Source organism: Methylobacterium sp. yr668, assembly GCF_900116245.1.
Taxonomy (GTDB): Bacteria; Pseudomonadota; Alphaproteobacteria; order Rhizobiales; family Beijerinckiaceae; genus Methylobacterium.
Genome location: NZ_FOZY01000001.1, coordinates 368858 through 394967 on the forward strand (window position 1 = coordinate 368858; position 26110 = coordinate 394967).

Below are 26110 nucleotides of genomic sequence, written 5' to 3' on the forward strand. Positions count from 1 at the left end.
AACTCGCGGAACGACATGCCAGGTACGCCACGCGCCGGGATCATCCCGGTCACGCCCTTCCAGCAGAATTGCACCCTGATCTGGGATGACGCCACCAAGGTCGGCGCCGTCGTCGATCCCGGCGGCGACCTCGACCGGATCGAGGCGGCGATCCGCGAGCAGGGCGTCACCGTCGAGAAGATCCTGCTGACCCACGGGCACGTCGACCACGCCGCCGGCGCCGACGAGCTGCGCGAGCGCCTCGGCGTGCCGATCGAGGGCCCGCATCAGGCCGACAAGTTCCTGCTCGATTCCCTGCCCGAGACGGCGGCCAACTACGGCCTCGGCGCCGCCCGGCCGGTCACGCCCGACCGGTGGCTCGACGAGGGCGACGCCGTGACGGTCGGCGGGCTCGGCTTCGACATCCTCCACTGCCCCGGCCACTCGCCCGGCAGCGTCGTGTTCGTGAGCCGGGACGCGCGCTTCGCCCTCGTCGGCGACGTGGTGTTCAAGGGCTCGGTCGGCCGCACCGACCTGCCCGGCGGCAACCACGAGCAGCTCATCCGCGCCATCAAGGACAAGGTCCTGCCGCTGGGCGACGACGTCGCCTTCATCCCCGGCCACGGACCGACCAGCACCCTCGGTGCGGAGCGCGTGTCCAACCCCTTCCTACAGGATTGACGCGCATGGACAGGCGCCGCATCGGCCGCTCCGACCTGACGGTCGCGCCGTTCTGCCTCGGCGGCAACGTCTTCGGCTGGACGGCCGACGAGGCCGCGTCCTTCGCGATCCTCGACCGGTTCGTGGAGAGCGGCTTCGACTTCATCGACACCGCCGACGTCTATTCGCGCTGGGCCCCCGGCCATGTCGGCGGGGAATCCGAGACGGTGATCGGCAAGTGGCTCGCGGCCCGGTCGGGTGCGCGCGACCGGATCGTGCTGGCGACCAAGGTCGGCATGGACCTGGGCGAGGCCGGCCAGGGCCTCTCGGCGGCCCATATCGAGCGGGCCTGCGAGGCCTCGCTGCGGCGCCTCGGGGTCGACCGGATCGACCTGTACCAGTCGCATCTCGACGACGCGGCGGTGCCCCTCGAGGAGACCCTGAGAGCGCACGAGCGCCTGATCGCGGCCGGCAAGGTCCGGGCGATCGGCGCCTCGAACTACAGCGCGGCCCGGCTCAAGGAGGCGCTGGCGGTCTCGGCCTCCGCGGGCCTGCCGCGCTACGAGTGCTTGCAGCCCGATTACAGCCTCGCCCAGCGCGGCTACGAGGCCGAGCTTGAGCCGCTCTGCCGGGCGGAGCAGATCGGCGTGATCGGCTACTTCTCCCTGGCGGCCGGCTTCCTGACCGGCAAGTACCGCAGTGCCGACGACGCGGCGGGACGCCCGCGGGAGAACCGGGTCGCCAAGTACCTGAACCCCCGCGGCCTCGCGCTGCTCGACGTCCTCGATTCGGTCGCGCAGGCCCACGGCGCGAGTCCGGCCCAGGTCGCGCTCGCCTGGATCATCGCCCGCCCCGGCATCACCGCGCCCATCGCGAGCGCGACCTCGGTGGCGCAGCTCGACGAGCTGCTCGGCGCCGTCCGGCTGACGCTCGCACCCGGGGCGATCGACCGCCTGGATGCGGCGAGCGCGGGCGGCATCGAGGGCTAACGCAGCGTTAAGCGACGGGCGTCACAAAAGCGACGGGACGGGCCCGCCGCGGACCCGTAAAATCGTGCAATCTCAACGCGGAACCCCTATATCAGGCGGACCAAGCGAGAGTTCAGGCGCGGGCGCCCGAGGGCGCATCTGCCACCGACGCGATCAGGCCCGCCTGCCGAGGAAGTTCATGGCCGACACCCCCCAGACCGAGCCCGCCGATTACGGCGCGGAATCCATCCGCGTGCTGAAGGGCCTCGACGCCGTCCGCAAGCGGCCCGGCATGTATATCGGCGACACCGACGACGGCTCCGGCCTCCACCACATGGTGTACGAGGTCGTGGACAACGCCATCGACGAGGCCCTGGCCGGCCACGCCGACCTCGTCACCGTGACGCTCAACGCCGACGGCTCCTGCACGGTCTCCGACAACGGGCGCGGCATCCCGGTGGACATCCACAAGGAGGAGGGCGTCTCGGCGGCCGAGGTCATCATGACCCAGCTGCACGCCGGCGGTAAGTTCGACCAGAACTCGTACAAGGTCTCTGGCGGCCTGCACGGCGTGGGCGTCTCGGTGGTGAACGCCCTGTCGTCGTGGCTGCGCCTGCGCATCTGGCGCAACGACAAGGAGCACGCGATGGAGTTCCGCCACGGCGACGCCGTGGCGCCCCTGGAGATCATCGGGCCCGGGAACGGGAGGCGCGGCACGGAAGTCACCTTCCTGCCGTCGACCGACACCTTCACGATGATCGAGTTCGACTACGGCACGCTGGAGAAGCGCCTGCGCGAGCTCGCCTTCCTCAATTCCGGCGTCCGCATCGTCCTGACCGACGCCCGCCACGCCGAGAAGAAGCGCGAGGAGCTGTACTACGAGGGCGGCATCGAGGCCTTCGTCCGGTACCTCGACCGCTCCCGCAAGCCGATCGACGGGATGACGAGTCCCGTCGTCGTCAGCTCCGAGCGCGATGGAATTCGCGTCGAGGTCGCGTTCTGGTGGAACGACTCGTTCAACGAGACGGTCCTGCCCTTCACCAACAACATCCCGCAGCGCGACGGCGGCACCCACATGGCCGGTTTCCGCGCCGCCCTGACGCGGCAGATCACCGGCTACGCCGAGTCCAGCGGCGTCGCCAAGCGGGAGAAAGTCTCGCTGACCGGCGAGGATTGCCGCGAGGGGCTCACCGCGGTCATCTCGGTGCAGGTGCCGGACCCCAAATTCTCGTCGCAGACCAAGGACAAGCTCGTCTCGTCCGAGGTACGCCCGGCCGTGGAGAACGTGCTCAACGAGGGCCTGTCCACGTGGCTCGAGGAGAATCCGAGCCAGGCGCGGTCGGTGATGGGCAAGGTGGTGCTGGCGGCCTCCGCCCGCGAGGCCGCCCGCAAGGCGCGCGAGACCGTGACTCGCAAGGGCGCGCTCGACATCGCCTCGCTGCCCGGCAAGCTCGCCGACTGCCAGGAGCGCGACCCGACCAAGTGCGAGATCCTGCTGGTGGAGGGCGATTCCGCCGGCGGCTCGGCCAAGCAGGGCCGCGACCGGACCTTCCAGGCCGTGCTGCCCCTGCGCGGCAAGATCCTCAACGTCGAGCGCGTGCGCGCCGACCGGATGCTGTCCTCGGCCGAGATCGGCACCCTGATCACGGCGCTGGGCGCCGGGATCGGGCGCTCCTCCACGGACCGGGAGGGCTTCAACCCGGAGAAGCTGCGCTACCACCGCATCATCATCATGACCGACGCGGACGTGGACGGCTCGCACATCCGCACGCTCCTGCTGACCTTCTTCTTCCGGCAGATGCCGGAGCTGATCGAGCGCGGCCACCTCTACATCGCGCAGCCGCCGCTCTACAAAGCCGAGCGCGGCCGCCGGGCGATCTACCTGAAGGACGAGCGCGCCCTCGAGGATTACCTGATCGACCAGGGCACCGACGGCGCGATCCTGCGGCTCTCCACCGGCGCGGAATTCGCCGGGGCGCAGCTCAAGAGCCTCGTCGAGGAGGCCCGGACGTTCCGGAGCATCCTGCAGGGCCTGCACACACGCTACGACCGCTCCGTGGTCGAGCAGGCGGTGCTGGCCGGTGCCTTCGATGCCGAGGCGGCGTCGCGGCCGGGCGAGGCCGAGGTGCTGGCCGACATGACCGCCCGCCGGCTCGACGCGATCGCCGACGAGATCGAGCGGGGCTGGCAGGGCGAGTCGTTCGAGGACGGCTATCGCCTCAGCCGGACGCTCCGGGGCGTTCGGCAGGTCTCGACCCTCGACGCCGGGCTGATCACCTCGCAGGAGGCCCGGCGCCTCTCCGAGCGGGCCGACGCCTTCCGGGAGATCTACGGCGAGCCGGCCACGCTGATGCGGAAGTCCGACGAGACGGTGCTGCACGGGCCCGTGGCGCTCTTCGAGGCCGTGATGGCCTTCGGCCGGAAGGGCCTTCAGCTCCAGCGGTACAAGGGCCTCGGCGAGATGACCGCCCAGCAGCTCTGGGAGACCACACTCGACCGCGACGTGCGCTCGCTGCTGCAGGTCAAGGTCAAGGACGTCACCGATGCCGACGACCTGTTCGTGAAGCTGATGGGCGACGTGGTCGAGCCCCGGCGCGAGTTCATCCAGGAGAACGCGCTGAGCGTCGCGAACCTGGACGTGTGACGCGCACCGCTGCGGGCCGCGCGCCCGCGCGTTCTAGTCCGCTCCGACGACCGCGAAGGGATCGATCAGCCCGCATCGGATGCAGCAGTAGACGAGTTCCACGTCCGAGCTGACGCCGAGCTTCGATTTGATGGCGTAGTGATAGTTCGCGACGGTCTTGGGCGAGAGGCTGAGATCGGCCGCGATCGCGTCCGTGTGCCGTGCGTCGAGGATCATCCGCAGGATCTCGAATTCCCGAGGCGACAATTGGTCGATCGGGGACGTCTCCTCCGCCAGCCGGCTCGCGGCCAGCAGGTGGGAGATCTCCGCGCACAGGGTCAGCTTGTTGTTGAACACGCTTCGCACCGCTTCGATGAGGAGATCCGAAGCGCTGCTCTTGGTGATGTAGCCGCGGGCGCCGGCGCGTATGGCCTGGAGCGCGTAGCTCACCGCGGCATGCACGCTGAAGACGAGGATGCGGGCGCTCGGATCCACCTGACGGATCTGACGGATGGCGTCGATCCCACCGCGGCCGGGCATGCTGATGTCCATGATGACGACGTCCGGCTCCACCATGCGGTAGGCGCGATAGGCCTCCGCGCCGTCCCCGGCCTCGGCGGCGACCTCCATGTCGGGCTGCCGCTCCAGGAGCCGCCGATAGCCCTCCCGCACGACGGCGTGATCGTCGACGAGCATCACGCGTATGCGCCGTTTGGTCATGACACCTCGTCGCCCGCGAGCGCGGCGTGAAAGCGGACCCGCAGGCGGAACCCGCCGCCCGGGGACGTTTCCGTCACGATCTGCCCGCCGAGCGCGTGGACGCGATCGCGCATGCCGAGCAGGCCGAGACCGGAATGCGGGCGCTCCAGCGCCTCCACGGGAGCGCCGCTTCCGTCGTCCGTGAGGATCAGCTGGACCTCGGCGCCGCCGTCGGTCTCCGCGACGTTCAGCGCGATCGCGACGGTGCGCGCGGCCGCGTGGCGGACGGCGTTGGTGAGGCCTTCCTGGACGATCCGGTAGATATGGGCCGCCGCGTCGGAGGGCAGGCGATCGGCCTGCGCGTCGGCCGCGAGCGTGACGTGGATCCGGCCCCCGGCGCGCTGCGCCTGGGCGGCGATCAGACTCCGGAGCGCGACCCGCAGCCCGAGATCGTCGATCTCCGGCGGCCTGAGCGCGGCGAGAGTGCTCCGGAGCGCGCGCACGGCGTCCGACGCCATGGTGGCGAGTTCGGCACTCTCGGCCACGACCGAAGGCGACGAGGAGCGCGCGCCCTCCTGGATCGACCGGGCGAGAAGGCTCAAAGCCGTCAGACGCTGCGCGACGTCGTCGTGCAGTTCGAGCGACAGCCACCGCCGCTCCTGCTCCTGGGCATCGATCAGCCGGCGCGCGAGTTCGGCACGTTCCCGCGTGGCGATTTGGAGATGGCTGGCAAGCTGATTGAAGACCGTCGCGATGCGGCGGAGCTCGCGCAGGCGGAGGCTCGGCAGACGCCATCCGAGGTCGCCCTTCGCGACGCGATCGATACCGACCAGGATCTCGTTGGCGGGACGCAGCGCGTGCGCCACCGCGCCGTAGACCAGCACGCACAGGACGACGGTCATGGCCGCGAGAGCGCCGGACACCTGCTTCAGCACGATCCACGCCGACCCGACGACCGCGTCGGGATCGATGTCCGCTTCGACGATCCCGATCCGCGATCCCTGATGCTCGAGGGGCAGGCGGACGGTGGATCCGGCGAAGAAGGGGAACCGGTAGAGCGTCGCGAACCAGTCGGGTGCGGCGCGCGCGTGCGCCTCGACGCCCACGCAGCTCGACCGTGTCGGACCGGCCTTCGCCGGGATCAGCTGCACGCACTGGCCGGGTTGCAGAGCGTACCGGGTGACGATCTCCCAATCCGGGAAGCGTTGGGGAATGTCGGCCGCCCGCTCGATTCGCAGGAGCTGGAGGCGGAGCTGCTTGTGCACCTCATCGGCCGTCTCGGCGTTCCGCTGTCGGGTCTTCGCCGCGACGTCGTGCATCGCGTAGGCGGCCGCTCCGGCAGCGCAGAGGATCGCGATCAGCGCGATGCGGCCGACGAGGGCCCATTTGAGATCCAGCTCGCGCGCGTCCCAGACGGTCAGGACCTGCTTGAGCCTGAAGGGTGTCACCCGTGTTCTCCCGAAAGGCCGAGAGTACGCGAGCCCGCGACCGTCTTGGAAGCGTCCGCGGCAAGGTCGTGCGATTTGCCCGGGTCGGTACGGGCGTTCTGCCGTAGCGGGTCCGAAGGCGCACGGTCTAACAGGACGGACCCTGTCGCGAGCGCCGCCGACGGTAAAGCGGGCTCGATGTCAGCGGACAGGTTCGATCCGGGCTCGCCCCAGCGCCGATCTGGAGATTGTCGATGCGTTTGCGCCAGAGCTGCTGTCTCGTCCTCTTCCTCGCATGCCTCGCGCCGGACGCGCGCGCGGGCGAGATGGTCATGGTCACCGGTGACGACGCCGTCCAGTGGCGCGCCGCGCCGCCCTCCCTCCCGACGGGCAGCGAGATCAGCATCATCGCCGGCGATCCGGACAAGCCCGGACCGTTCACGCTCAGGCTCCGGTTCCCGCCGAACTACGTCATCGCTCCGCACACGCACGCGACCGACGAGAGCGTGACCTTGCTGTCCGGCACACTCGTCCACGACATGGGGAAGACGATCGACGCGAGCCGGGGTCAGTCTCTCCGGCCGGGTGCCTTCCTGTATCTGCCGGCCAAGATGCCCCACGCGCTCTGGACGACGCGCGACCCGGCCGTGATCCAGGTCTCGGGAACAGGGCCCTTCGGGCTCGACTACATCAATCCCTCCGACGATCCGAGGAAGACGCGCTCGGACAAGTGATCGTCCACGGGGATACGATCCGCGCGCGACAGTCGCTCCGACCCGCCGCAGACGCTCTCGAGAGGCCTGATCGCGCGCGGCGCGCGACATGGCGACGCCGCCGGTCATCGAGGCGAACGACCTGTGCCACCCGGCCGACGTGACGGCGACCGCGGCCCGCGCCGACCTCTGCCGCGCCCGCGGCAGCGCGCGGGCGTTCCGCCCGTCCGGCGCGGCGAGGGCGGACTGAATCCGCGCTGCCGCGGTCACCGACCGACTCCAGGGCTGCACCGCCCGAACGGGCCGCGACGTTCGGACGGTCTTGGACGCCTCGATCCTGCCCCGCGCGGCCAGCGGCGACAGCCAGGCGCCGTGCGGGGTGATCGGCGAACGGGCCACCGGCATGCTGGAGCGGGCGCGCGGCCTGTAACAATCGTCGCCACCGTGAGCACGCCCGCGGTCGGAGCCCATGATCATCCTCCGCTCTCGCAGTGTAAGCCTTGCTAATCGGCCCTCGACACGCGCATAAGCCCCAGCTCGACGGCCGGAGTGATGCAGTCGTGAGCACGCCGCACACGCTCGTTCGGTTTCTGAAGGCCAACGCGTTCTTCGCTGAGCTTGGTCCGGAGGCGATCGAGACCATTGCCGGGCTCTGCACGACGCGCAGCCTCGCGCGACACGAGATCCTCTTCCAGAAGGGCGATCCGGGCGATGCCCTCTACGCCGTGCGGCGCGGGCAGATCCGGATCGGGGCCGGCTCCGACGACGGGCGCGCGGTCACCCTCAACCTGCTCGGGCCGGGCGACGTCTTCGGCGAGATCGCCTTCCTCGACGGCCATCCACGGACCGCCGAGGCCGTGGCGCTCGAGCCGGCCGACCTGTTCGTCGTCGAGGGGCGGGCCTTCCTCAAACTGCTCCACGGCGATCCCGCCCTGGCGGTCCGGATCATCGGCCTGCTGTGCCAGCGCCTGCGCTGGATGAGCGCGCGCATGGAGGAGGCGACGCTGCTGCCGCTCGACATGCGCCTCGCCCGGCGCCTGATCATGCTGTCGGAGGATTACGGCGCCGAGATCCAGGTGACGCAGCAGGAACTCGCGGCCTTCGTCGGCGCGGCGCGGGAGAGCGTGAACCGCGTCCTGCAGGACTGGCAGAGATCGGGCCTCATCGATCTCGGCCGCGCGCGCGTCACCGTGCGGGCCTCACACCGGCTCGTCGCGCTCGTCGCGCGGGCGCAGACATGATCGGGGCGACAGGGCTTCACCGCATGAGAACGACAGCGCGCCTGGCGGCCACGGCCGCCCTCACCCTCGCGGCGTCGAGCGCCGCAGCGCAGACGCGATGTACGGAGACGACGCGCTTCGATCCGCCCTTGCGGATCCTGCACTGCGCCGACGGCCTGACGCTCGAAACCGAGCGCGCGGGCAGCCTGCGCCCCGTGGGTCCCGACGGTGACGGACATCTCAAGGGCGCCGAGATCGGCGGCAACGCGGTCTTCGTCACCATCCCGGCGAGCCGCCGCGTCCGCCGCGACGGCTTCCAGATCCTCACCCCCCACGCGGTGGCCTCGGTGCGGGGCACGGTCTACGCCGTCGACGTGACGCGGGCGCGCACGTCCGTTTTCGTGGCGCAGGGACGGGTCGACGTCGCCCGGCGCACCGACCCGCAGGTCGCCGTCACGCTCGGGCCGGGCGAGGGGGTCGACGTCGATGACGGCCGCGACCCTCTGGAGGTCCGGCGCTGGCCCCAGGAGCGCGTCAGGAGCCTGCTCGAGCGGTTCGGGCGTTGAGCGAGGCCGGTCGGCCGGCGGCTCCGACGCCCGACCGGACCTTCCGGCTGGCGCGGCGCGTCTTCCTGCTCGCCGCGTCGCTCGGCGCGCTCGCCTGGGGTGCCTGGCTCGGCCATCTCCATCTCGCCGGGCGCGCGACGCCCCTCGATCGCCTGGAATCCGCCCTCACGGACCTGCGCCTGCGGCTCGCCGGCCCGCGCACGCCGCCCGCCAACCTCACCGTGGTGGCGATCGACGACGCGACGGTGCGGCGCGAAGGCGGCTTCCCGGTCTCGCGGACCACGATGGCGCGGATCGTCGAGCGGGTGGCGGAGGCCCGCCCGCGCGTGATCGCCGTCGACGTGCTCTTCCTCGAGGCGGGGCGGCAGCCGGAGGCGGACAGCGCGCTCGCCGTCGCCCTCGGGAAGACCACAGCGATCCTGGCTTCGGCTGCGGTCTTCGACGGGAGCGCCAGCGAGGACGGCATCCCGTTCGCCACCGCGCTCCACCGGCCGTCGCCGAAGCTCGGCGAAGACGTCGCGTCCGGTGTCGTCAACGTCGCCGAGGACGCGTCGGGCGTACCCCGCCATCTCCCCCTGGTCGTGCGCACGGCCGACGGCGTCGCCGCGTCCTTCGTGCTGCGCGCGGCCGCCCTGGCGGCGCGCAACGACCCCGTGCTCAGCAAGGGGCGCGTCCAGATCGGCGACCGCGCTCTGTCGCTGGACCTCGGCTACCACCTCCCGCTGCGCCCCTACGGTCCGCGACGCACGATCGCGACGGTGAGCGCGGCCGCCCTCCTCGACGGGACGGCGCCGGCCGCGGCGCTCTCGGACGGTATCGTCGTGATCGGCGTAACCGCGCTCGGCGGCGGCGACACCTTCGCCACCGCGTTCGATCCCGTCTTGCCCGGCGTCGAACTCCTCGCCACCGGCATCGCCCACCTCACCACGGGGGACGCCCTCGTCCGGGACGCCGGCGTGCGGCAGCGAGACGCCGCGGCCTCGGTCCTCCTGGCGGTCGGGTCCGCGCTCGCCATCGCGCTGCTGCCGCCGGGCCCGGGCCTGATCCTGGTCCTGCTCGCGACGGCAGGATGGCTCGCCGCGGGCGCCATCGCATTCGCCCACGGCATCTGGCTGAGCGCCGCCCTGCCGCTCGCGGCCGTGGGACTGCCGGCGCTGGTCTGCGCGGTCGGCCGCCAGACGCTCGAGCGCCGCCAGAGCGCGCGCGTGGCGCGGTCCGAGCAGGTGCTGCGGCGGATGCAGCCTGCCGCCCTGGCCGAGCGGCTCGCGCGCGATCCGGGTTACCTCGCCGAGCCGGTCGCGCGCGACATCCCCGTGCTGTTCGTCGACCTCACCGGCTTCACGCGCCGGAGCGAGCAGCTCGGCCCGGCGCGGACGCGGGCGATGCTCAAGACGTTCCACGATCTCGTGGACGAAGCGGTGACCCTGCGCGGGGGCGTCGTGGTAAACTTCATGGGCGACGGCGCCATGATCCTGTTCGGGGCCCTCGATCCGGACCCGGACCAGGCGGCGCACGCCGTCCAGGCCGCGGAGGAACTCATCGTCCGAACGCGCGCCTGGATCGCGGACAGCCCGGTCCTGCACGGGGCCGGGCCGGCCCTCGATCTGCGCATCGGCGCGCATTACGGGCCGGTGATCCTCTCGCGCCTCGGCAGCGACACCAACCAGCACATCACCGCGACGGGCGACACGGTCAACGTGGCGAGCCGCCTGCTGGCGGTCGCGGCGGACGCCCACGCTCGCCTGGCACTCAGCGCCGAGCTGGCGCAGGCGGCCGGGTTCGAGCGGTCGGAGGGCGCTTTCGAGAGCCGGACCGCGGCGATCCGCGGCCGCAGCCAGCCCCTCGAGGTCTGGCTGCGCCACCCGCGCGCGACGACGTCCTAGCCGCTCCCCCGAGCGCGTCGCTGACCGACCGGAGGATCACACTGAAACTGTGACTCGGGTCACAGTCCCCCCGGGCTCTCCGGTGCATCGTCCCCGTATCGCAACGGGAGACATCTCATGACGATCACCTCGACGAAGACCGCGATCCTGTCCTGTCTCGCCCTCGCCGCCCTGGCGACCGTGCCCGGACGAGCCGAAGCGCGCGGGTTCGGGCACGGAAGCTTCGGGCACCATGGCGGCTTCCATCACGGCTTCCACCACGGCGGCTTCCATCACGGCTTCCATCACCGCTTCGGCGGCCATGGCTGGTGGAGCCCGGCGAGCGGATACGCCGCGGGCAGCTACTTCGGCGACTGTCACCTGGTCTTCAGCCCGGTGTGGGGCCGCTACGAGCGGGTCTGCCGCTGAACCGTCACGCCGCGGGAGCAGCGGCCAGGCCGATCGGCAGGCGAGGGGATGACGACGCGCATCAGGCCGCCTCGGGACGGCCGGACACCCTCGGGCCGCTGCTCCGAAGATCGCGCCAGTCGGAACTCCGGAGGAGCATCGCTTATGCATCATCACGGCCTGCGCATTCTGCTCGTCGACGATGACGCGGAGGTTCAGCGTGTCGTCTCCGGATACCTCGACGGGCACGGGGTCGACGTCGTCCCGGCGTCGACGCGGGCCGAGGCGCGCGGAGAGCTCGCGGATCCGTCGCAGTTCAACCTCGTGGTGCTCAATCTTCGCCCGGGCGCGGAGAACGGCCTCGACCTGCTGCGGGACCTGCGCGCGGTGAGCGATGTTCCCGTCATCCTGACGACGGCCCATCGCTGCGAAGAGTTCGACCGCGTGCTCGGCCTCGAACTCGGCGCCGACGACTACATCGTCAAACCCTACGGCCTGCGCGAATTCCTGGCGCGCGTGCGCGTCGTCCTCCGCCGCGTCGCGGCGCAGGCCTCGTCCCGACCGGCGGAAGCACCGTGCCGGCGCTTCGACGGCTGGGTCCTCAACCGCCGACGCCGGCGTCTGATCAATCCCGACGGGGAAGAGGTCGTCCTGGGCAAGCGCGACTACGCGCTCCTGGCAGCGTTCCTCGACGCACCTCAGCGTCCGCTCAGCCGCGAGTACCTGCTCCAGGTCACCCGCGTCCACGACGACGTCTTCGATCGCTGCATCGACGTGCAGATCCTGCGGCTGCGCCGGAAGATCGAGCGCAGGCCCAGCGACCCGAAGCTGATCGTGACCGAGCGCGGGGTCGGCTACGTCTTCGCCGCCGCGGTCGAGAGCACGTCCCACTAGGGCCGTCTCGAGCGGCGACCCTGGTGGAGACAGGGGTGCACGGCCCGCGCCCCCCTGTGAGTGACGACCCGCGAAGGCGCGCGTCAGCCCTTCACCAGCTTGCACGTGCTCTCGGAGAGCGGCTGGAACGCCTGGTCGCCCGGGATCGTCTTCAGAATCTTGTAGAAGTCCCAAGGGCCCGTCGATTCCGCCGGGGACTTCACCTGGGCGAGGTACATGTCGTGGACCATGCGGCCGTCCGGGCGCAGCGTGGCGTTGCGGGCGAAGAAATCCTGGATCGGCAGCTCGCGCATCTTGGCCATCACCTTCAGGCCGTCATCCGTGCCGGCGGCTTCGGCCGCCTTCAGGAAGTGGAGCACCGCCGAGTAGTCGCCGGCCTGGACCATGGTCGGCATCCGCCCGCCCATCCGCTCGCCGAAGCGCCGCGCGAAGGCGCGCGTCTGGTCGTCCATGTCCCAGTAGAAGCCCGTCGTGAGGATCATGCCCTGCGCCGCCGGCAATCCGACGGAGTAGATGTCGGTCAGGAAGATGTTGAGCCCGCCCAGCCTCTGGCCACCCTGCAGGATGCCGAACTCGCTCGCCTGCTTGATGGTGTTGATCGTGTCGGCGCCGGCGTTGGCCATGCCGATGATCTTCGCGCCCGACGCCTGTGCCTGCAGCAGGTAGGATGAGAAATCCGGATTGGGGAACGGGTGCTTGACCGACCCGAGCACCGTGCCGCCCTTGGCCTTCACGACCCGGGTGACCTGCGCCTCCAGATCGTGCCCGAAGGTGTAGTCGGCCGTGATGAAGAACCACGTGTTCTTCGGATCGTCCGCCAGCGCCGCGGCGGTGCCGGCCGCGAGCGAGTGGGTATCCCACGACCAGTGGGCGCCGGTCGGCGAGCACGCGGCGTTGGTCAGCGCCATGGAGCCGGCGCCGGAGTTGATGTCGATCTTGCCCTTGCTGCGCGCGACCTCGCGCACCGCCAGCCCGGCAACCGAGGAATTGGTGTCGAAGATGGCGTCGACGCCCTCGGTATCGAACCACCGGCGCGCGATCGACGAGGCGATGTCCGCCTTGTTCTGGTGATCGGCGAAGACGAGCTCGACCTTCCGACCGTTGATCGGTCGTCCGAAATCCTCGACCGCGAGCTGCGCCGCCGTCACCGAGCCGCGGCCGGCCAGATCCGAGTATCCGCCGGACATGTCGGTCAGGATGCCGATCTTGATGCCGCCATCCGCGTACTGCGCGGAGGCGGGCAGGGCGGTGAGGGCAGCGGCGCCGAACGCAGCGGCCGCCACCCAAGGGCGACGGATCATTGTTTCCTCCCCAATCTCTTGTTCTTCAGCGGCTGCCCCGTACCGGAAGGCCGCCTGTCCTTCGAAACCGCGTTCCCTCGGTCTCAGAGATAGCTGCGGCCGTCCAGGTAGGCCTTGCGCCAGCGCCTGATCTCGACGCGCTCGAAGAGCCCGACCTTGTAGAACGGGTCCGCGTGGATGAGCGCCTCGGCCTCCGCGCGGGTCTCGACGTCGACGACGTAGAGGCCGCCGCCGGCGTCGCTCCCGTCGTCGTTCAGCTTCGCGCCGCAGGCCAGGAGCCGGTCCTTGATCCGGTCGAGGTAGACGAGATGCTCCGCGCGGTTCGCCCTGCGGACGTCCAGGCTCCCGGCCTTGTCGAAGGTCTCGATCATGTAAGGCATGGCGGTGGTCCCGTCAGTTGGCCGCGATCGCGGAGGGATGCTGCGCCAGCGGCGTCACGCTGATCGCCATATACGGGTAGAGCGGCAGCGAACTCAGGACTTCGTGAAGTTCATCGTTTCCCGCCACGTCGAAGACACTGTAATTGGCGTACTGCCCGGCGATGCGCCAGAGATGCCGCCATCGGCCATCTTGCTGGAGCTTCTGGGCGTAGGCCTTCTCCTCGGCCTTCAGGCGAGCCGCCTCCTCCTTCGGGAGGGACGCCGGAATGTTGACCTGCATGTGGACCATGTAGAGCATGACGTCGAACCTCTGCCGCCGGTCGTGCCGGGGCGTTTGACCTGCGGTCTGCTGCGTCGCGAAGCGCCGGACGACGCCGAGACGCGGCCGAGACCGGCGCGGGGCTGCCGTACGCGCCGCGGCGCCCGATGGCCAGACCGGATCAGGCATCGGCCCGGATCAGGTCGGCGGCCTTCTCGGCGATCATGAACACCGCGGCCTGCGTGTTGCCGGAGACGATGCGCGGCATGATCGAGGCGTCGGCCACCCGAAGGCCGGCCACGCCGCGCACGCGCAGGCTGGGATCCGTCACCGAATCCGGATCGTCGCCCATGCGGCACGTGCCGCAGATGTGGTAGATCGTCTGGCCGTCGCGGCGGGCGAAATCGAGCCAGTCCGCGTCGGTCCGGCAGTCCGGACCGGGGTTGAGCTCGGCCCCGCGGAAGCGCTCCATCGGCGCCTGCGCGACGATGGCGCGGGCGATCTTCATGCCCTCGACCATCGCCCGGCGATCCTCCGCGGTGGCGAGGAAGTTCGGGCGGATGGCGGGGGGGGCGAGCGGGTCGGGCGACGCGGCGTGGATCGTCCCGCGCGATTCCGGTCGCAACTGCGTGACGCCGATCGTCATGCCCGGCAGGCGGTCGAGCTTGCGCTCGGCGGCGTTGGCGTAGCTCGCGTGCATGAAGAAGTACTGCACGTCGGGCCCGTCGAGCCCCGGCCGGGTGCGCACGAAGCCGTGGGCGAGACCGGTCCCCAGCGCCAGGATGCCCTGCCGCGTCGCGAGGTAGCGCGCCGCCGCGAGGCCGAGGCGCAGGCCGCGGGTCTGCTCGTTCAGCGTCACCGGCAGGCGCACGCGCCAGTTCATGCGCGTGCAGTAATGATCCATGTAGTTGGCGCCGACGCCGGGGAGGGCGCGCCGCACGGCGACGCCGAGCCCTCCGAGGATCGCCGGATCGCCGAGGCCGGACAGTTCCAGGATCTGCGGGGTCTGGGCGGCCCCCGCGGCGAGGATCACTTCCCCGCGGCAGCGGAAGAGCCGCTCGCGACCGCCGACCAGAGCGGCGACGCCGCTCGCCCGACCCGCGTCGAAGGTCAGCCGCAGGACGTGCGCGTCGGTCACGACGGCGAGGTTCGGGCGGGCCAGGGCCGGCCGCAGATAGGCATCGGCGGCGCTGACCCGCCGGCCGCGCCGCTGGTTCACTTGGTAGTAGCCGAAGCCGTCCTGGCTCTCCGCGTTGTAGTCGGGATTGCGCGGGTAGCCTGCCGCCTGCGCGGCGGCGATGAAGGCCTCCGCGATCGCAGGACGCTCGGCCACTTCCGTCAGCGGCAGCGGACCGCCGCGGGCGCGCAACGGTTCGCGGCCGCGCTCGTAATCCTCGAGCCTGCGGAAATAGGGGAGCACGTCCGAGAATCCCCAGCCGCGGCACCCGGCCTGCGCCCAGGCATCGAAATCCTGCGGCTGTCCGCGCACGTAGATCATGCCGTTGATCAGCGTCGACCCGCCGAGGCCCTTGCCCCGCGGGACCGCGATCACCCGGCCGCCGGTCGCCGCCTCGGGCTCGGTCCGGAACCGCCAGTTGTAGGATGGGTGCTGGAGCAGGCGGCTGAAGCCCGCCGGGATCGCGACCCAGGGGCTGCGCGCCCGTCCCCCCGCCTCGAGGAGCAGGACCCGGTGCGTCCCGGACTCGGTCAGGCGGTTGGCCAGGACGCAGCCCGCGGTGCCGCCGCCCACGATCACGTAGTCGAACGCGCCGGCCGCGACGGCGTCGATGTCGGTCGGTCCCACGGTGCGCCCCAAGCTCAGTCCCCGGTTCCCGCCTCAGAGGGCGCCCATGTGGCGGGCCATCAGGGCGATCTGACACTCCAGCATCGGCAGGCCCTTCTGGACGCGGCAGCCCGCCGTCAGCGCGGCGGCGAGCAGCGGCGTGGTCTCCGGATCCATGATCGCTTCGGCGACGAACTGGCCGGCGCGGAGGGCGCCCAGGTCGAAGGGGGCGGCGTCCTGCGGGCGCATCCCGAGCGACGTGCCGTTGACGAGGAGATCGTGCTCCGCCTGGACGCCTTCGGCCGCGACCGCCAGCTCGGGAAAGGCGGCGCGCAGGCGCTGCGCCAGCGCTTGGGCGCGGTCGGCGGTGCGGTTCAGGATCGTCAGGCGGGCGACACCGGCCCCGGCGAGCGCGAAGGCGATGGCGCTCGCCGCGCCGCCGGCCCCCGCCAGCGCCGCGCTCCGGCCGCGCGGCTCCAGGCCCGAGGCGCGCAGCGCCTCGACGAAGCCGATCCCGTCGAGCATCGTGCCGATCATGCGCCCGTCCGCCTCCCGCCGGACGCAGTTGACGGCCCCGATCTGCTCGGCCTCTCGGGTGAGCGCGTCGCACAGGCCGGTCATCGCGGTCTTGTGCGGGACCGTGGCGATGAAGCCGCCGAAATTGCGCAGGTGCCGCAGCCCGTCCATCACGGCGGCGAGGCCGTCCGCCGCCACGTGCAGCGGGACGAGGACGCCGTCCACGCCGTGGCGGGCGAAGAGCGCCGCCATCACCTCGGGCGCCTTCACGTGGTAGATCGGGTCCGCCAGGATCCCGTAGACCCGGGTCCGCCCGGTGATCCCGGTCGCGGTGACCGCGCTGCTCATGGCCGTCCTCCCGTCCATCGCCTGTCCGACCGGTCCCGGCTCACGTCATGTAGAGGCCGCCGGTGACGTCGACGGTCTGGCCGGTGACGAAGCTGGCCTCGGCGGAGGTCAGGTAGAGGGCGAGATCGGCGACTTCCTCGGGGGCGCCGAGCCGGCCCATCGGGGTCAGGCGCACCTGCTCGTCATTGACGGCGCGGCCCACCGCCCGGACCATCGGGGTCTCGATCCGCCCCGGCGCGATCGCGTTGACGCGGATGCCGAACGGGCCGAGCTCGGCCGCGAGGTGCTTGGTGAGCCCGATCAGGCCGGCCTTCGAGGCCGCGTAGTGGCAGGCGACGATCGGCGAGTGGGTCTTGCCCGCCACCGACGACATGTTGACGATCCAGCCCCGCCCGGCCGCGCACATCGCGGGCGCCAGCGCGCGGACGGTGTTGAACGCCCCCGTCAGGTTGACCGCGACGACGCGGCTCCACTCCGCCGGATCCATCTCCCAGACCCGGTGTGCCGCCCCGTCGTGCTTGGGCGAGATGCCGGCGTTGTTGACCACCGTGTCGAACGCGCCGCCCATCGCGGCGGCGGCCTCCGACAGAGCCGCCTCGACGGCCGCGTAGTCGGCGACGTCGAGGCGCAGCGGCAGGGCGCGACCGTCTCCGCCCTCGATCGCCGCGACGGTCGCCGCGACGTCGTCCAGGTTCACGTCGGCCACGCCCACCAGGGCGCCCCGCGCGCCGAACCCCTCCGCGATCGCCCGGCCGATCCCGCGGCCGGCCCCGGTGACGAGGACGCGCCGGCCGGCGTGGCTCGGGCGCCGCGCGATCGCCTCGGCGTTCGTCTGCCGCTCGGTCATCTCAGATCCCCAGATAGGCGCGTCGGACGTGGTCGTTGTCGAGAAGGGCCGCGGACGCGTCGGCGAGGACGATCTCGCCGTTCTCCAGAACGTAGCCCCGGTCGGCCACCTGCAGCGTGTGGAACACGTTCTGCTCGACGATCAGGACGGTGGCGCCGGTCTTCACGATCCGGTCCACCACCGCGAAGACCTGCGCCACCACGATCGGCGCGAGGCCCAGCGAGGGCTCGTCGAACATCAGGAGCTTGGGACGGGCCATCATCCCGCGGGCGATGGCCACCATCTGCTGCTCGCCGCCCGAGAGGGAGCCGGCATTCTGGTCGAGGCGCTCGCGCACCCGCGGGAACAGGTCGAGCACGTCCGCGAGCGTCTCCGACTGGCGCTCGCGCGCCGCGCGGCGGTAGGCGCCCATCAGCAGGTTCTCCCGCACCGTCATTTCGGGGAAGAGCTGGCGCCCCTCCGGGATCAGGGTGACGCCGCGCGCCACCATCTCGTGGCCCGAGAGCCGGGTGACGTCCTCGTCCTCGAACAGGATCCGGCCGCGGGTGGGCTTCACCAGGCCCGCGATGGTCCGCAGCGTCGTCGTCTTGCCGGCCCCGTTGGCGCCGACGATCGTCACCACCTCGCCGGCGCGCACCTCGAGCGAGACGGCGTGCAGGATGCTGGTCGCGCCGTAACCGGCATCCACGCGCTCAAGCGTGAGCATGGGCGAACTCCTTGCCGAGATACGCCTCGATCACGGCTCCGTCGCGCACCACGTCCTGCGGGCTGCCCTGGGCGATGATCTGCCCGGAACTCAGGACGATCACCCGGTCGGAGAGCGCCATCACCGCCTGCATGACGTGCTCGATTGCGATGATGCTGACGCCGGTGTCGCGGATCGACAGCATCAGGTCGATCGCGCGGCGCACGTCGGTCTGGTTGATGCCGGCCATGACCTCGTCGAGCAGCAGCACGCGCGGGCGCATCGCCATCACGCGGGCGACCTCGAGCCGCTTGAGGCCCCCGATGGTGAGGCCGCGCGCCTCGCTCCCGAGCCAGGGCGCGAGCCCCATCCGCTCGGCGGTCTCGCGCGCGACCGCCCGGGCCTCGCGGACGTCGCTGTGGCGGTGGAACGCGCCGACCATGATGTTCTCCTCGACCGTCATGGCCGCGAAGGGCTGCACGATCTGGAAGGTGCGGCCGACGCCGAGCGTCGCGAAATCCGACGGCCGGCCCGGCCGGTGCCACGTCCCGTCCGGCGCGCGGACGCTCACCGTGCCGGCATCGGGCTTGAGGAAGCCCGAGATCATGTTGAAGACGGTGGTCTTGCCCGCCCCGTTGGGGCCGATCAGGCCGAGGATCTCGCCCTCCCGGAGCGTGAAGCCGACATCGTTGGTGACGTGCAGGCCGCCGAAGCGCTTCTGCAGGCCCTCGACCCGGATCAGGTCCGCGCCGACCGGCGGCCGCTCCGGGGCCCGCGGAACGGCCGGAACCGACGCCGCCTGCGCACCGCGGCCGCCCGCGCGGGCCCGCGCGAAGCGGGACACGAGGCCCATCAGCCCGTTGGGCAGGAACAGGACGACGAGCACCAGAACGAGGCCGTAGACGAGGCCGTGGAGCCCCAGAGCCTTGGCCCCGAGCCAGCCGCGGGCCAGTTCGGTGATCGGCACGAGGAGCAGCGCGCCGAGGAGCGGCCCGAACACCGTGCCGAGTCCGCCGATCAGCGCGAACATCGCGATCTGGATCGACAGGGTCAGCGAGAACATCGCCGCCGGCTCGATGAAGGTCAGGTACATGGCGTGGAAGGTGCCGACCATCGCGGTAAGCGCCCCCGACACCGCCACGGCGACGAGCCGCACCCGCACCGTGCGCACGCCCGCGGCGCGCGCGGCCGATTCCCGCTCGCGGGTGGCGACGAGGTAGAAGCCGATCCGGTGGCTGCGCATCCACCACGCGACCGCCAGGGTCAGCAGGAGGAGCCCGAAGGCGATGGCCAGCGGCGGCCAGCGGTCCCGGAACACCATCCACGTCCAGCCGAACTTCAGCGGGATCATCAGACCGGTGGCGCCGCCGGTCAGGTCCCGGAAATGCAGCGCCAGGACGCGGAAGACTTCGAGGAAGGCGATGGTCGCCAGCGAGAAGAACGGCCCGTGCAGCCGGAAGCACGGGTAGCTGATCGCCAGCGCCACCATCACGGCGAGGGCGGCGCCGGCCACCATGCCGATCCACGGGCTGATCCCGGCGCCGACGAGCAGCATCCCGCAATAGGCGCCGAGACCGTAGAAGATGCCGTGGCCGAGGGAGAGCTGGCCGGCGTAGCCGCCGACGATGTTCCAGGCGGTCGAGAGCGCGGCGAAGACGCAGATCGTGATGAAGACGTGGTAGATGAACGGGTTGCCGATCGCGACCGGCACCGCCACCAGGGCCGCGAGGACGAGCGCCAGCGCTGCCGCGCCCCGGCGCGGGAAGGCGGACGATGCGGCGGACTGTGCGGCGGACGGTGCGGCTGTCGGGGCCGCGGACGGTGCTGCGGCGAGCGGGATATCGGTCATCGCGGGCTCCCTCACGGCGAGACGTGGGACAGCCGCAGCTGCCGCCCGAAGAGGCCCGAGGGCTTCAGGATCAGGATCGCCAGGAACACGCCGAAGACCGCGACCTCGCGCATGTCGGCGCCGACGTAGAAGCCCGTGACGCTGTCGATCAGGCCGATCAGGATCGCTCCGACGAAGGCGCCGCGGATGGAGCCGAGGCCGCCGAGCACGACGACCACGAAGGCGATCAGCACGAAGTAGGTGCCGCTGTTGGGGGAGGTCGGGTAGAGCGGCGCGATCAGCACCGCCGCCACCCCGACGCAGGCCGCGCCGATGCCGAAGGTCAGGGCGTAGATCCGGTCGACGTCGATGCCCATCAGCTCGGCCGCCGCGCGGTTCTGGGCGACCGCGCGGATCGCCCGGCCCGTGCGGGTGCGCGCCAGGAACATCTGGAGCCCCGCCACCAGCACGATCGCGGATCCGAGGATCACCACCTGCCCGAGCAGCACCCGGACCGGGCCGATCTCCAGCGGCTGGCGCAGGCCCGACGGCGGCGTGTTGGCGATGTCGGCCCCGAAGACGAGGAGGGCGAGGTTGATCAGCACCGTCGACAGGCCCACCGTGGCGAAGATCTGGATGTGATGGTCGCCAGCGGCGAGCAGGGGCTGGATCAGGAACCGCTGGGTGAGGGCGCCCAGCAGGAACAGGACCGGCACGACGAGGATCACCGCCGCGAAGGGGTGCAGCCCGAGCCCGGTCACCGCGAGATAGGTCAGGTACATCCCGACCATCAGGAACTCGCCGTGGGCGAAGTTCACGACCTTCACGATGCCGAAGATCAGGGTCAGCCCGACGCTGACGATCGCGAACAGGCCGCCGAGCATCACCCCGTTGGCGAGCACTTGGAGGAAGACGTCCATCCCCGATCTCCGTGGACCTGCGTGACTGCGGCGCTGTTACCTTCGGAGACCTGCGGTTACTTGCGCATCTCCATGGGCGCGACGGCGGCGCTGTCGGGATAGACCGTGACGAGCTTGCCGCCCTGCCACTGCATGCCCATCATCGCGGCGCGCTCGTTCTGGTTGTTCTTGCCGAACTTGAACCCGTAGCCGACCGCGGTGACGCCGTCCTTCACGTCGATGGCCTGGACGGCCTTGACGATGGTGTCGGGCTCGAAGCCCTTCGCCTTGCCGATGGCCTCGAGGATGAGCTTGGCGCCGACGTAGTTGTTCAGGGAGTGCCCGGAGCGCGGGGCGCTCCCGTACTTCTTCTGATAGGCCGCGACGAAGTTCTCGATACCGGGCGTGTACTTCGTGTTGACGAGGTACTGTGTGAAATCCGTGTCGAGCACGCCCTCGATGACCTTGTGGCCGACCGCGTCGGCGGTGGGCTGCATCGAGTAGCCGCCGCCGCCGCCGATGATGGCGCCCGGCTTGAAGCCCGCCTCGTTGGCCTGCTGCAGGAACAGCACGGAATCGTTCTGGTAGGACGTCTGGAGCAGAACGTCGATGCCGCGCCCCTTCAGGTCGAGGACGAGGGAGGACATGTCGACCGTCGAGGCCGGGTAGCCCTGCGCGGTCACGACGTTGAGCTTGGCCTGGGCGGCGAACTTCTTCTGGAAGCCCGCCACCGAGGTACCGTAGCTCGAATCCTCGTAGATGATGCCGATCTTCAGGCCCTCGGGCTTCTTGCCGAGCCCGGCGGCGACCTTGTTGACGATCATCTCCACCGCCAGCTTGGCCATGTCCTCGGCCGTCGGGTTGGTGCGGTAGAGATATTGCAGCCCGCGCCCGGTGACCTCCTCGGCCACCGCGCCGAGCTCGAAATACGGGATGCCGGACAGCTCGGCCACCTGGCTCGCGGCGATGGAGCGGGCGGACGAGTAGGAGCCGAAGATCGCCGCCACCTTCTCCAGGGAGATGAGGCGGCGCGCTTCGCCGATCGCCTGGTTGTTGTCGACGGCGTCGCCGCGGGCGAGCACCACCTTCTGCCCCTGGACGCCGCCGGCGGCGTTGATCTCGTCGACGGCGATCTCGACGCCCCGGGCGCTCTCCTCGCCGAGCAGGGCGAGCTGCCCGCTGAACGGGAAGAGCGCGCCGAATTTCACGTCGGCGGCTCGGGCCGTCGTCGGTCCCGCCGCCTGGGCCGCGGCGCCCAGCACGAGGGCGGCGGCGAGTGCACGCGCCAGAACTCTCATCGTTTCCTCCCGTGTCAGTCGTCGACCCGGCGCTTCGCGCGCCTTTCGGTCGGGTCAATCGTCGGCGTCAGTAGGCGAGGGCGTCCTTGCCCTCGAAGCTGGTGATCGGCGGGTAGGCGCGCTGGTCGGTGATCACGTCGATCACCGTCACGGCGCCGCCGGCGAGCGCGTCGCGCAGCGCCGGTGCGAGATCCTCGGGGCGCTCGACCCGCGTCCCGGCACAGCCGCAGGCCCGCGCGATGGCGGCGTGGTCGACCGCCTCGAAGTCGCAGACGTCGGTGAAGTCGCCGAACAGGCTCAGCTCCGCGTGCTTCTGGTAACCGAGGATCTGGTTGTTCAGGACGACGACGATGACCGGCAGCCGCATCCGCCGCGCCGTCTCCAGCTCCGACCAGACGTGGCCGAAGCCGCCGTCGCCGGTCACGCAGATCACGGGCGCGTCCGGGCGGGCGGCCTTGGCGCCGAGGGCGAAGGGCAGGCCCCAGCCGAGGCCCGCGATGCCGCGCGGCGTCAGGAAGCGCTGGCCGGCCTTCCGCGCCGTCAGGAAGTTGGCGATCCAGATCGAGGCGTAGCTCGCGTCGGCGACGACGACGGTCTCGGCGGTCGTGACCGCGTCGATCTCCGCCATGATCCGCTCCGGGCGGATCGGCGCGGCCTCCATGTCGACGAGGCGGGCCATGTCGCCGGCCTGGGCCTCGCGGGCGCGGGCGATCGTGTCGGCGAGCGGCGCGCGGCGGCCCTCCAATCCCGCGAGGTCGCGCTGCCGGAGCGCCTCGGCGAGGGCGGCGAGGGTCAGCTTGGCGTCGCCGACGAGGCGCAGGGCCTCGTAGTTGCGGCCGACCTCGCCCCCGTCGACGTCGAGATGGATGAAGCGGGCGTCCGCCGGGTAGAGCGACCAGCTGTCGGTGCCGTTCTGGTTGGTGCGGTTGCCGACGAGGAGGACGACGTCGGCCTCCGTGACGAGGCTGCGCAGGTGGGACGAGCGCGCCCGCGGCGCCATGAAGTACCCGACGACACCGACGGAGAGCGGGTCGGTCTCGGCGACCGCCCCCTTGCCCATCACCGTGGTGGCGACCGGCAGTCCGAGACCCTGCAGGGCGGCGAGTTCCGGGTAGGCCCCGGAGGAATGGACGCCGCCGCCCGCGATCACGAGGGGACGCCGCGCGCCGGCGATCAGGTCCGCGGCCTCGGCGATCCGGGCCGGGTCGGCGACCGTGCGGTCGAGGGGGTAGGTGCCCAGGCTCGCCGACCGGCGCGGCGCGGCGGCCTCGAAGTCCGGCCGCTCGTCGAGGAGGTCCAGGGGCACCAGCAGCACCGCCGGCCCGGGCCGCCCGGAGGCCGCGGCCGCGAAGGCCATGTCGACGTAGTCGTCGATGCGCTCGGCGACCGCGACCCGGCGGACCCACTTGGCGACGCCCGCGAACAGGGCGAGGTGGTCCAGTTCCTGGAAGGCGTTCCGGTCGGTGAAGCGGCGGTGGACGTCCTGGACGATCGCCACGATCGGAATCGAGGCCTTCAGGGCTTCCGCAAGGCCCGGCACCAGCAGGGTCGCGGCGGGACCGTTCTGGGCCGCGACCACCGCGACCCGGCCGGAGATCCGCGCGTAGGCGTCGGCCATGGCGGCGCCCGCGTTCTCGGTGCGGTAGCCGATCTGGCGGATGCCGTGGTGCGGCGCGGCCAGGAACAGCGCCGAGGGGATGCTCTGGCCGAACACGTCGCGGACGCCGTGCCGGTGGAGCGCGGCCGCGAGGGCGTGGGCACCGGTCATGTTGGCGCGCTCGGACATCTCGGACATCAGCGGCTCCCCTGCGCGGCGTCGCCCATCGACAGGACGATCTTCCCGATATGCTGGCCCGCATCCATGCGGGCATGGGCCTCCGCGACCCGCTCGAACGGGAACACGGAATCGATCGGCGGCCGCGCCCGGCCCGCCGCGAGCAGCGGCAGGACGTGCTCGGCGAGGGCCTCGGCGAGGCGCGCCTTCAGGGCCACCGGCCGGGCGCGCAGCGTCGAGCCCGTGAGCGTCACCCGCTTCATCAGCAGCGGCTGGAAGTCGATCTCCGCCACCCGCGAGCCCTGCTGGAAGGCGATCTGCGCGATGCGCCCGTCGACCGCCACGGCATCGAGGTTGCGGGCGATGTAAGGGCCGCCGACCATGTCGAGGATCACGTCGGGCCCGCTCCCGCCGGTGGCGGCCTTGGCCGCGGCGACGAAATCCTCCCGCCGATAATCGATGGCCGCGTCCGCGCCGAGCGTCAGGCAGGCCGCGCATTTCTCGGGCGAGCCCGCGGTGACGATCACCCGGGCGCCCCGGGCCTTCGCCAGCAGGATCGCCGTGGTGCCGATACCCGAGGAGCCGCCGTGGATCAGGAGGCTCTCGCCCGCCTGCAGCCGGGCGCGCTCGAACACGTTGCTCCAGACGGTGAAGTAGGTCTCGGGGATCGCCCCCGCCTCGACCGCCGGGAGGCCCGCCGGCACGGGCAGCGCGACCGCCTCGTCGACGACGGCCCACTCGGCGTAGGCGCCGCTATGGACCAGCGCCATCACCCGGTCCCCGGTCCGGAAGCGGCCCGCGCCGGGCCCGAGCGCCTCGACGATCCCGGCGAGTTCGAGCCCGAGCACGTCCGAGGCGCCGGGGGGCGGCGGGTAGCGGCCCTCGCGTTGCATCACGTCCGGACGGTTGATGCCCGCGGCCTCGACGCGCACGAGCACCTGGCCCTGGCCCGGCTCCGGGCGCGGACGCTCGACGATCCGGAGGACCTCGGGACCGCCCTGTCCGACGGCGATCACGGCTCGCATGCCCATGCTCATCGCTCCGTTTCCCGGCCCACCGCCGCTTCCGGGAGAAGCAGCACCTTCATGGCCTGCCGGCTGCGCGCCAGCTCGAACGCCGCCCCGGCTTCCGCGAGGGGGCGGCGGTGGGTGATCAGCGCCGCCAGCGTCCCGGCATGCGCCGCGAGGAGCGCGAGCGCGGCGTCGAAGGCGCGCGCCGTCGTGTCGTGGGCCGCGCGCAGCTGCTTCTTGCTGCGCACGAAACCCGTCAGGTCGAGGTCGAGGGAGCCGGAATGGATGCCGGCCACCACCATCACGCCGCCCGAGCGCAGGACGGCCAACCCGTCACTGACCGACCGGGCGGAACCGGTCGCCTCGACTACCCGGTCGGCCTCCCCGTCGAAGGCGCGCCGGACGGCGTCGTCCAGGCCGATGCCGGCGAGATCGACCGTGTGGCGGATGCCGATCCGCCGGGCGAGGTCGAGGCGCGCGGCGTCGTCGAGCCCGGCGAGCAGCACGTCCGCGCCCCGCTGCTGTGCCACGAAGGCGATGCAGAGGCCGATCGGGCCCGGCCCGAGCACCGCCACGCGGTCGCCGGGACCGACCTCCGCCACGTCCACCGCGTTGACCGCGACCGCAAGCGGCTCCGCCAGGGCCGCGACGGTCAGCGGCAACCCGTCCGGCAGGCGGCGGCAATTGTCGGCCGGGACGACGACCTGCTCGGCGAAGGCCCCGTCGGCGTGCAGGCCGACGATGCGGCGGCCCTGGCAATCCTGCGGCCGCGCGGCGGCGCAGGCCGCGCAGGCGCCGCACGGCACCGTCGGCCAGCAGGTGACCCGGTCGCCGACCGCGAGCGCGGTCACGCCGTCCCCCACCGCCCGGACCGTGCCGGAGAACTCGTGACCGAGAGTGACCGGCATGAACGCGGTCATGAACCCGTAGCCCGGGGTCCACTCGAAGGCGTGGATGTCGCTGCCGCAGATGCCGGCCGCGGCGACCGCGACGGTGACGCGTCCCGTGCCCGGGGCAGCGGGCGCATCGACGTGGACGAGGTCCGCCCCGAAGGCGGCGGTCGCCTTGCGCAACGCAAGCATTTCCGTCCCCTGTCTCCCGCCGAGCCTGCCGGCCCGGCGGCCTGCCTCGCGGCACGTGCCGTCGACGCTAGGCGTAATTTG

The 26110-nt window shown here is 71.6% G+C and carries 25 protein-coding genes; 10 read left to right on the forward strand and 15 right to left on the reverse strand.

The window, feature by feature from the left end; genetic code table 11:
• Window positions 1-15 precede the first annotated feature (15 nt).
• From BM419_RS01700 to gyrB, 3 genes are all read left to right on the forward strand, one after another.
• Entirely contained in the window at window positions 16-660 is a 645-nt protein-coding gene (locus BM419_RS01700) for an MBL fold metallo-hydrolase (RefSeq protein WP_020091678.1), read from the forward strand.
• Between the two features lie 5 nt (window positions 661-665).
• Window positions 666-1628, forward strand: a complete 963-nt coding sequence (locus BM419_RS01705; protein WP_091924558.1) for an aldo/keto reductase — start codon at window positions 666-668, stop codon at window positions 1626-1628.
• A 178-nt stretch (window positions 1629-1806) separates the two neighbouring features.
• Entirely contained in the window at window positions 1807-4251 is a 2445-nt protein-coding gene (gyrB, locus tag BM419_RS01710; RefSeq protein ID WP_091924561.1) for a DNA topoisomerase (ATP-hydrolyzing) subunit B, read from the forward strand.
• A gap of 33 nt (window positions 4252-4284) precedes the next feature.
• Here the strand turns inward: gyrB and BM419_RS01715 are convergent, their stop codons facing one another.
• Together BM419_RS01715 and BM419_RS01720 are read right to left on the reverse strand one after the other, a co-directional pair.
• The gene (locus BM419_RS01715) at window positions 4285-4950 is read right to left on the reverse strand and encodes a response regulator (protein WP_056521453.1); all 666 of its coding nucleotides are present in this window, start codon (window positions 4948-4950) and stop codon (window positions 4285-4287) included.
• Window positions 4947-6377 carry a HAMP domain-containing sensor histidine kinase gene (locus BM419_RS01720; RefSeq protein WP_091924564.1) on the reverse strand — a complete coding sequence of 477 codons (1431 nt, stop codon included), beginning with the start codon at window positions 6375-6377 and terminating at the stop codon, window positions 4947-4949. The genes BM419_RS01715 and BM419_RS01720 overlap by 4 nt, the downstream gene beginning before the upstream one ends.
• Window positions 6378-6610: 233 nt before the next feature.
• On the opposite strand from BM419_RS01720, the gene BM419_RS01725 reads away from it, so the two are divergent.
• The 7 genes from BM419_RS01725 to BM419_RS01755 all read left to right on the forward strand — a co-directional run bounded on the left by BM419_RS01725 (window position 6611) and on the right by BM419_RS01755 (window position 12019).
• Window positions 6611-7090, forward strand: a complete 480-nt coding sequence (locus BM419_RS01725; RefSeq protein ID WP_091678738.1) for a cupin domain-containing protein — start codon at window positions 6611-6613, stop codon at window positions 7088-7090.
• 88 nt (window positions 7091-7178) lie between these two features.
• Entirely contained in the window at window positions 7179-7319 is a 141-nt protein-coding gene (locus BM419_RS32245) for a hypothetical protein (RefSeq protein WP_175556254.1), read from the forward strand.
• Between the two features lie 310 nt (window positions 7320-7629).
• Window positions 7630-8310 carry a Crp/Fnr family transcriptional regulator gene (locus BM419_RS01735; RefSeq protein ID WP_091924568.1) on the forward strand — a complete coding sequence of 227 codons (681 nt, stop codon included), beginning with the start codon at window positions 7630-7632 and terminating at the stop codon, window positions 8308-8310.
• Window positions 8311-8333: 23 nt separating this feature from the next.
• Window positions 8334-8855 (forward strand): FecR domain-containing protein, encoded by a 522-nt coding sequence (locus BM419_RS01740; RefSeq protein WP_091678736.1) that lies wholly within the window; start codon window positions 8334-8336, stop codon window positions 8853-8855.
• Window positions 8852-10738: a CHASE2 domain-containing protein gene (locus BM419_RS01745; protein ID WP_091924571.1), complete on the forward strand. Its 1887-nt coding sequence runs from the start codon at window positions 8852-8854 to the stop codon at window positions 10736-10738. Before BM419_RS01740 ends, BM419_RS01745 begins: the two co-directional genes overlap by 4 nt.
• A gap of 117 nt (window positions 10739-10855) precedes the next feature.
• Window positions 10856-11146, forward strand: a complete 291-nt coding sequence (locus BM419_RS01750) for a hypothetical protein (RefSeq protein WP_091924574.1) — start codon at window positions 10856-10858, stop codon at window positions 11144-11146.
• Window positions 11147-11290: 144 nt separating this feature from the next.
• Window positions 11291-12019 carry a winged helix-turn-helix domain-containing protein gene (locus BM419_RS01755; RefSeq protein ID WP_091678728.1) on the forward strand — a complete coding sequence of 243 codons (729 nt, stop codon included), beginning with the start codon at window positions 11291-11293 and terminating at the stop codon, window positions 12017-12019.
• Window positions 12020-12102: 83 nt separating this feature from the next.
• Here the strand turns inward: BM419_RS01755 and BM419_RS01760 are convergent, their stop codons facing one another.
• The 13 genes from BM419_RS01760 to BM419_RS01820 all read right to left on the reverse strand — a co-directional run bounded on the left by BM419_RS01760 (window position 12103) and on the right by BM419_RS01820 (window position 26029).
• Window positions 12103-13320: an ABC transporter substrate-binding protein gene (locus tag BM419_RS01760; protein WP_042675772.1), complete on the reverse strand. Its 1218-nt coding sequence runs from the start codon at window positions 13318-13320 to the stop codon at window positions 12103-12105.
• A gap of 83 nt (window positions 13321-13403) precedes the next feature.
• Window positions 13404-13700: a YciI family protein gene (locus BM419_RS01765; protein WP_020091691.1), complete on the reverse strand. Its 297-nt coding sequence runs from the start codon at window positions 13698-13700 to the stop codon at window positions 13404-13406.
• A gap of 13 nt (window positions 13701-13713) precedes the next feature.
• Entirely contained in the window at window positions 13714-13998 is a 285-nt protein-coding gene (gene catC / locus BM419_RS01770) for a muconolactone Delta-isomerase (protein WP_020091692.1), read from the reverse strand.
• 142 nt (window positions 13999-14140) lie between these two features.
• Complete coding sequence (locus BM419_RS01775) at window positions 14141-15763, reverse strand: GMC family oxidoreductase (protein ID WP_091924578.1); 1623 nt, start codon at window positions 15761-15763, stop codon at window positions 14141-14143.
• 33 nt (window positions 15764-15796) lie between these two features.
• Window positions 15797-16606 (reverse strand): shikimate dehydrogenase family protein, encoded by an 810-nt coding sequence (locus tag BM419_RS01780; RefSeq protein WP_091924580.1) that lies wholly within the window; start codon window positions 16604-16606, stop codon window positions 15797-15799.
• 40 nt (window positions 16607-16646) lie between these two features.
• The gene (gene fabG / locus BM419_RS01785; protein ID WP_091924583.1) at window positions 16647-17453 is read right to left on the reverse strand and encodes a 3-oxoacyl-ACP reductase FabG; all 807 of its coding nucleotides are present in this window, start codon (window positions 17451-17453) and stop codon (window positions 16647-16649) included.
• 1 nt (window position 17454) lies between these two features.
• Window positions 17455-18159, reverse strand: coding sequence for an ABC transporter ATP-binding protein (locus tag BM419_RS01790; protein WP_020091696.1), 705 nt, complete (start codon window positions 18157-18159; stop codon window positions 17455-17457).
• Window positions 18146-19987 (reverse strand): branched-chain amino acid ABC transporter ATP-binding protein/permease, encoded by a 1842-nt coding sequence (locus BM419_RS01795; protein WP_244540683.1) that lies wholly within the window; start codon window positions 19985-19987, stop codon window positions 18146-18148. The genes BM419_RS01790 and BM419_RS01795 overlap by 14 nt, the downstream gene beginning before the upstream one ends.
• Window positions 19988-19998: 11 nt before the next feature.
• Window positions 19999-20886, reverse strand: a complete 888-nt coding sequence (locus BM419_RS01800; RefSeq protein ID WP_020091698.1) for a branched-chain amino acid ABC transporter permease — start codon at window positions 20884-20886, stop codon at window positions 19999-20001.
• A 56-nt stretch (window positions 20887-20942) separates the two neighbouring features.
• On the reverse strand, window positions 20943-22163 hold the full coding sequence (locus BM419_RS01805) for an ABC transporter substrate-binding protein (protein ID WP_091924586.1): 1221 nt from the start codon (window positions 22161-22163) through the stop codon (window positions 20943-20945).
• Window positions 22164-22230: 67 nt separating this feature from the next.
• Window positions 22231-23958, reverse strand: a complete 1728-nt coding sequence (locus tag BM419_RS01810; RefSeq protein WP_091924590.1) for an acetolactate synthase catalytic subunit — start codon at window positions 23956-23958, stop codon at window positions 22231-22233.
• Window positions 23958-24974, reverse strand: coding sequence for an NAD(P)H-quinone oxidoreductase (locus BM419_RS01815; RefSeq protein ID WP_091678713.1), 1017 nt, complete (start codon window positions 24972-24974; stop codon window positions 23958-23960). The genes BM419_RS01810 and BM419_RS01815 overlap by 1 nt, the downstream gene beginning before the upstream one ends.
• Window positions 24971-26029 carry a zinc-dependent alcohol dehydrogenase gene (locus tag BM419_RS01820; RefSeq protein WP_091924591.1) on the reverse strand — a complete coding sequence of 353 codons (1059 nt, stop codon included), beginning with the start codon at window positions 26027-26029 and terminating at the stop codon, window positions 24971-24973. The genes BM419_RS01815 and BM419_RS01820 overlap by 4 nt, the downstream gene beginning before the upstream one ends.
• Window positions 26030-26110: the final 81 nt, after the last annotated feature.

Excerpts from the sequence above, each read along its gene's own strand:
- BM419_RS01700 (WP_020091678.1), top strand. The coding sequence starts at position 16 with ATGCCAGGTACGCCACGCGCCGGGATCATCCCGGTCACGCCCTTCCAG.
- BM419_RS01705 (WP_091924558.1), top strand. The coding sequence starts at position 666 with ATGGACAGGCGCCGCATCGGCCGCTCCGACCTGACGGTCGCGCCGTTC.
- gyrB (WP_091924561.1), top strand. The coding sequence starts at position 1,807 with ATGGCCGACACCCCCCAGACCGAGCCCGCCGATTACGGCGCGGAATCC.
- BM419_RS01715 (WP_056521453.1), bottom strand. The coding sequence starts at position 4,950 with ATGACCAAACGGCGCATACGCGTGATGCTCGTCGACGATCACGCCGTC.
- BM419_RS01725 (WP_091678738.1), top strand. The coding sequence starts at position 6,611 with ATGCGTTTGCGCCAGAGCTGCTGTCTCGTCCTCTTCCTCGCATGCCTC.
- BM419_RS32245 (WP_175556254.1), top strand. The coding sequence starts at position 7,179 with ATGGCGACGCCGCCGGTCATCGAGGCGAACGACCTGTGCCACCCGGCC.
- BM419_RS01740 (WP_091678736.1), top strand. The coding sequence starts at position 8,334 with ATGAGAACGACAGCGCGCCTGGCGGCCACGGCCGCCCTCACCCTCGCG.
- BM419_RS01750 (WP_091924574.1), top strand. The coding sequence starts at position 10,856 with ATGACGATCACCTCGACGAAGACCGCGATCCTGTCCTGTCTCGCCCTC.
- BM419_RS01755 (WP_091678728.1), top strand. The coding sequence starts at position 11,291 with ATGCATCATCACGGCCTGCGCATTCTGCTCGTCGACGATGACGCGGAG.
- BM419_RS01760 (WP_042675772.1), bottom strand. The coding sequence starts at position 13,320 with ATGATCCGTCGCCCTTGGGTGGCGGCCGCTGCGTTCGGCGCCGCTGCC.
- BM419_RS01765 (WP_020091691.1), bottom strand. The coding sequence starts at position 13,700 with ATGCCTTACATGATCGAGACCTTCGACAAGGCCGGGAGCCTGGACGTC.
- catC (WP_020091692.1), bottom strand. The coding sequence starts at position 13,998 with ATGCTCTACATGGTCCACATGCAGGTCAACATTCCGGCGTCCCTCCCG.
- BM419_RS01780 (WP_091924580.1), bottom strand. The coding sequence starts at position 16,606 with ATGAGCAGCGCGGTCACCGCGACCGGGATCACCGGGCGGACCCGGGTC.
- fabG (WP_091924583.1), bottom strand. The coding sequence starts at position 17,453 with ATGACCGAGCGGCAGACGAACGCCGAGGCGATCGCGCGGCGCCCGAGC.
- BM419_RS01790 (WP_020091696.1), bottom strand. The coding sequence starts at position 18,159 with ATGCTCACGCTTGAGCGCGTGGATGCCGGTTACGGCGCGACCAGCATC.
- BM419_RS01795 (WP_244540683.1), bottom strand. The coding sequence starts at position 19,987 with ATGACCGATATCCCGCTCGCCGCAGCACCGTCCGCGGCCCCGACAGCC.
- BM419_RS01800 (WP_020091698.1), bottom strand. The coding sequence starts at position 20,886 with ATGGACGTCTTCCTCCAAGTGCTCGCCAACGGGGTGATGCTCGGCGGC.
- BM419_RS01805 (WP_091924586.1), bottom strand. The coding sequence starts at position 22,163 with ATGAGAGTTCTGGCGCGTGCACTCGCCGCCGCCCTCGTGCTGGGCGCC.
- BM419_RS01810 (WP_091924590.1), bottom strand. The coding sequence starts at position 23,958 with ATGTCCGAGATGTCCGAGCGCGCCAACATGACCGGTGCCCACGCCCTC.
- BM419_RS01815 (WP_091678713.1), bottom strand. The coding sequence starts at position 24,974 with ATGAGCATGGGCATGCGAGCCGTGATCGCCGTCGGACAGGGCGGTCCC.
- BM419_RS01820 (WP_091924591.1), bottom strand. The coding sequence starts at position 26,029 with ATGCTTGCGTTGCGCAAGGCGACCGCCGCCTTCGGGGCGGACCTCGTC.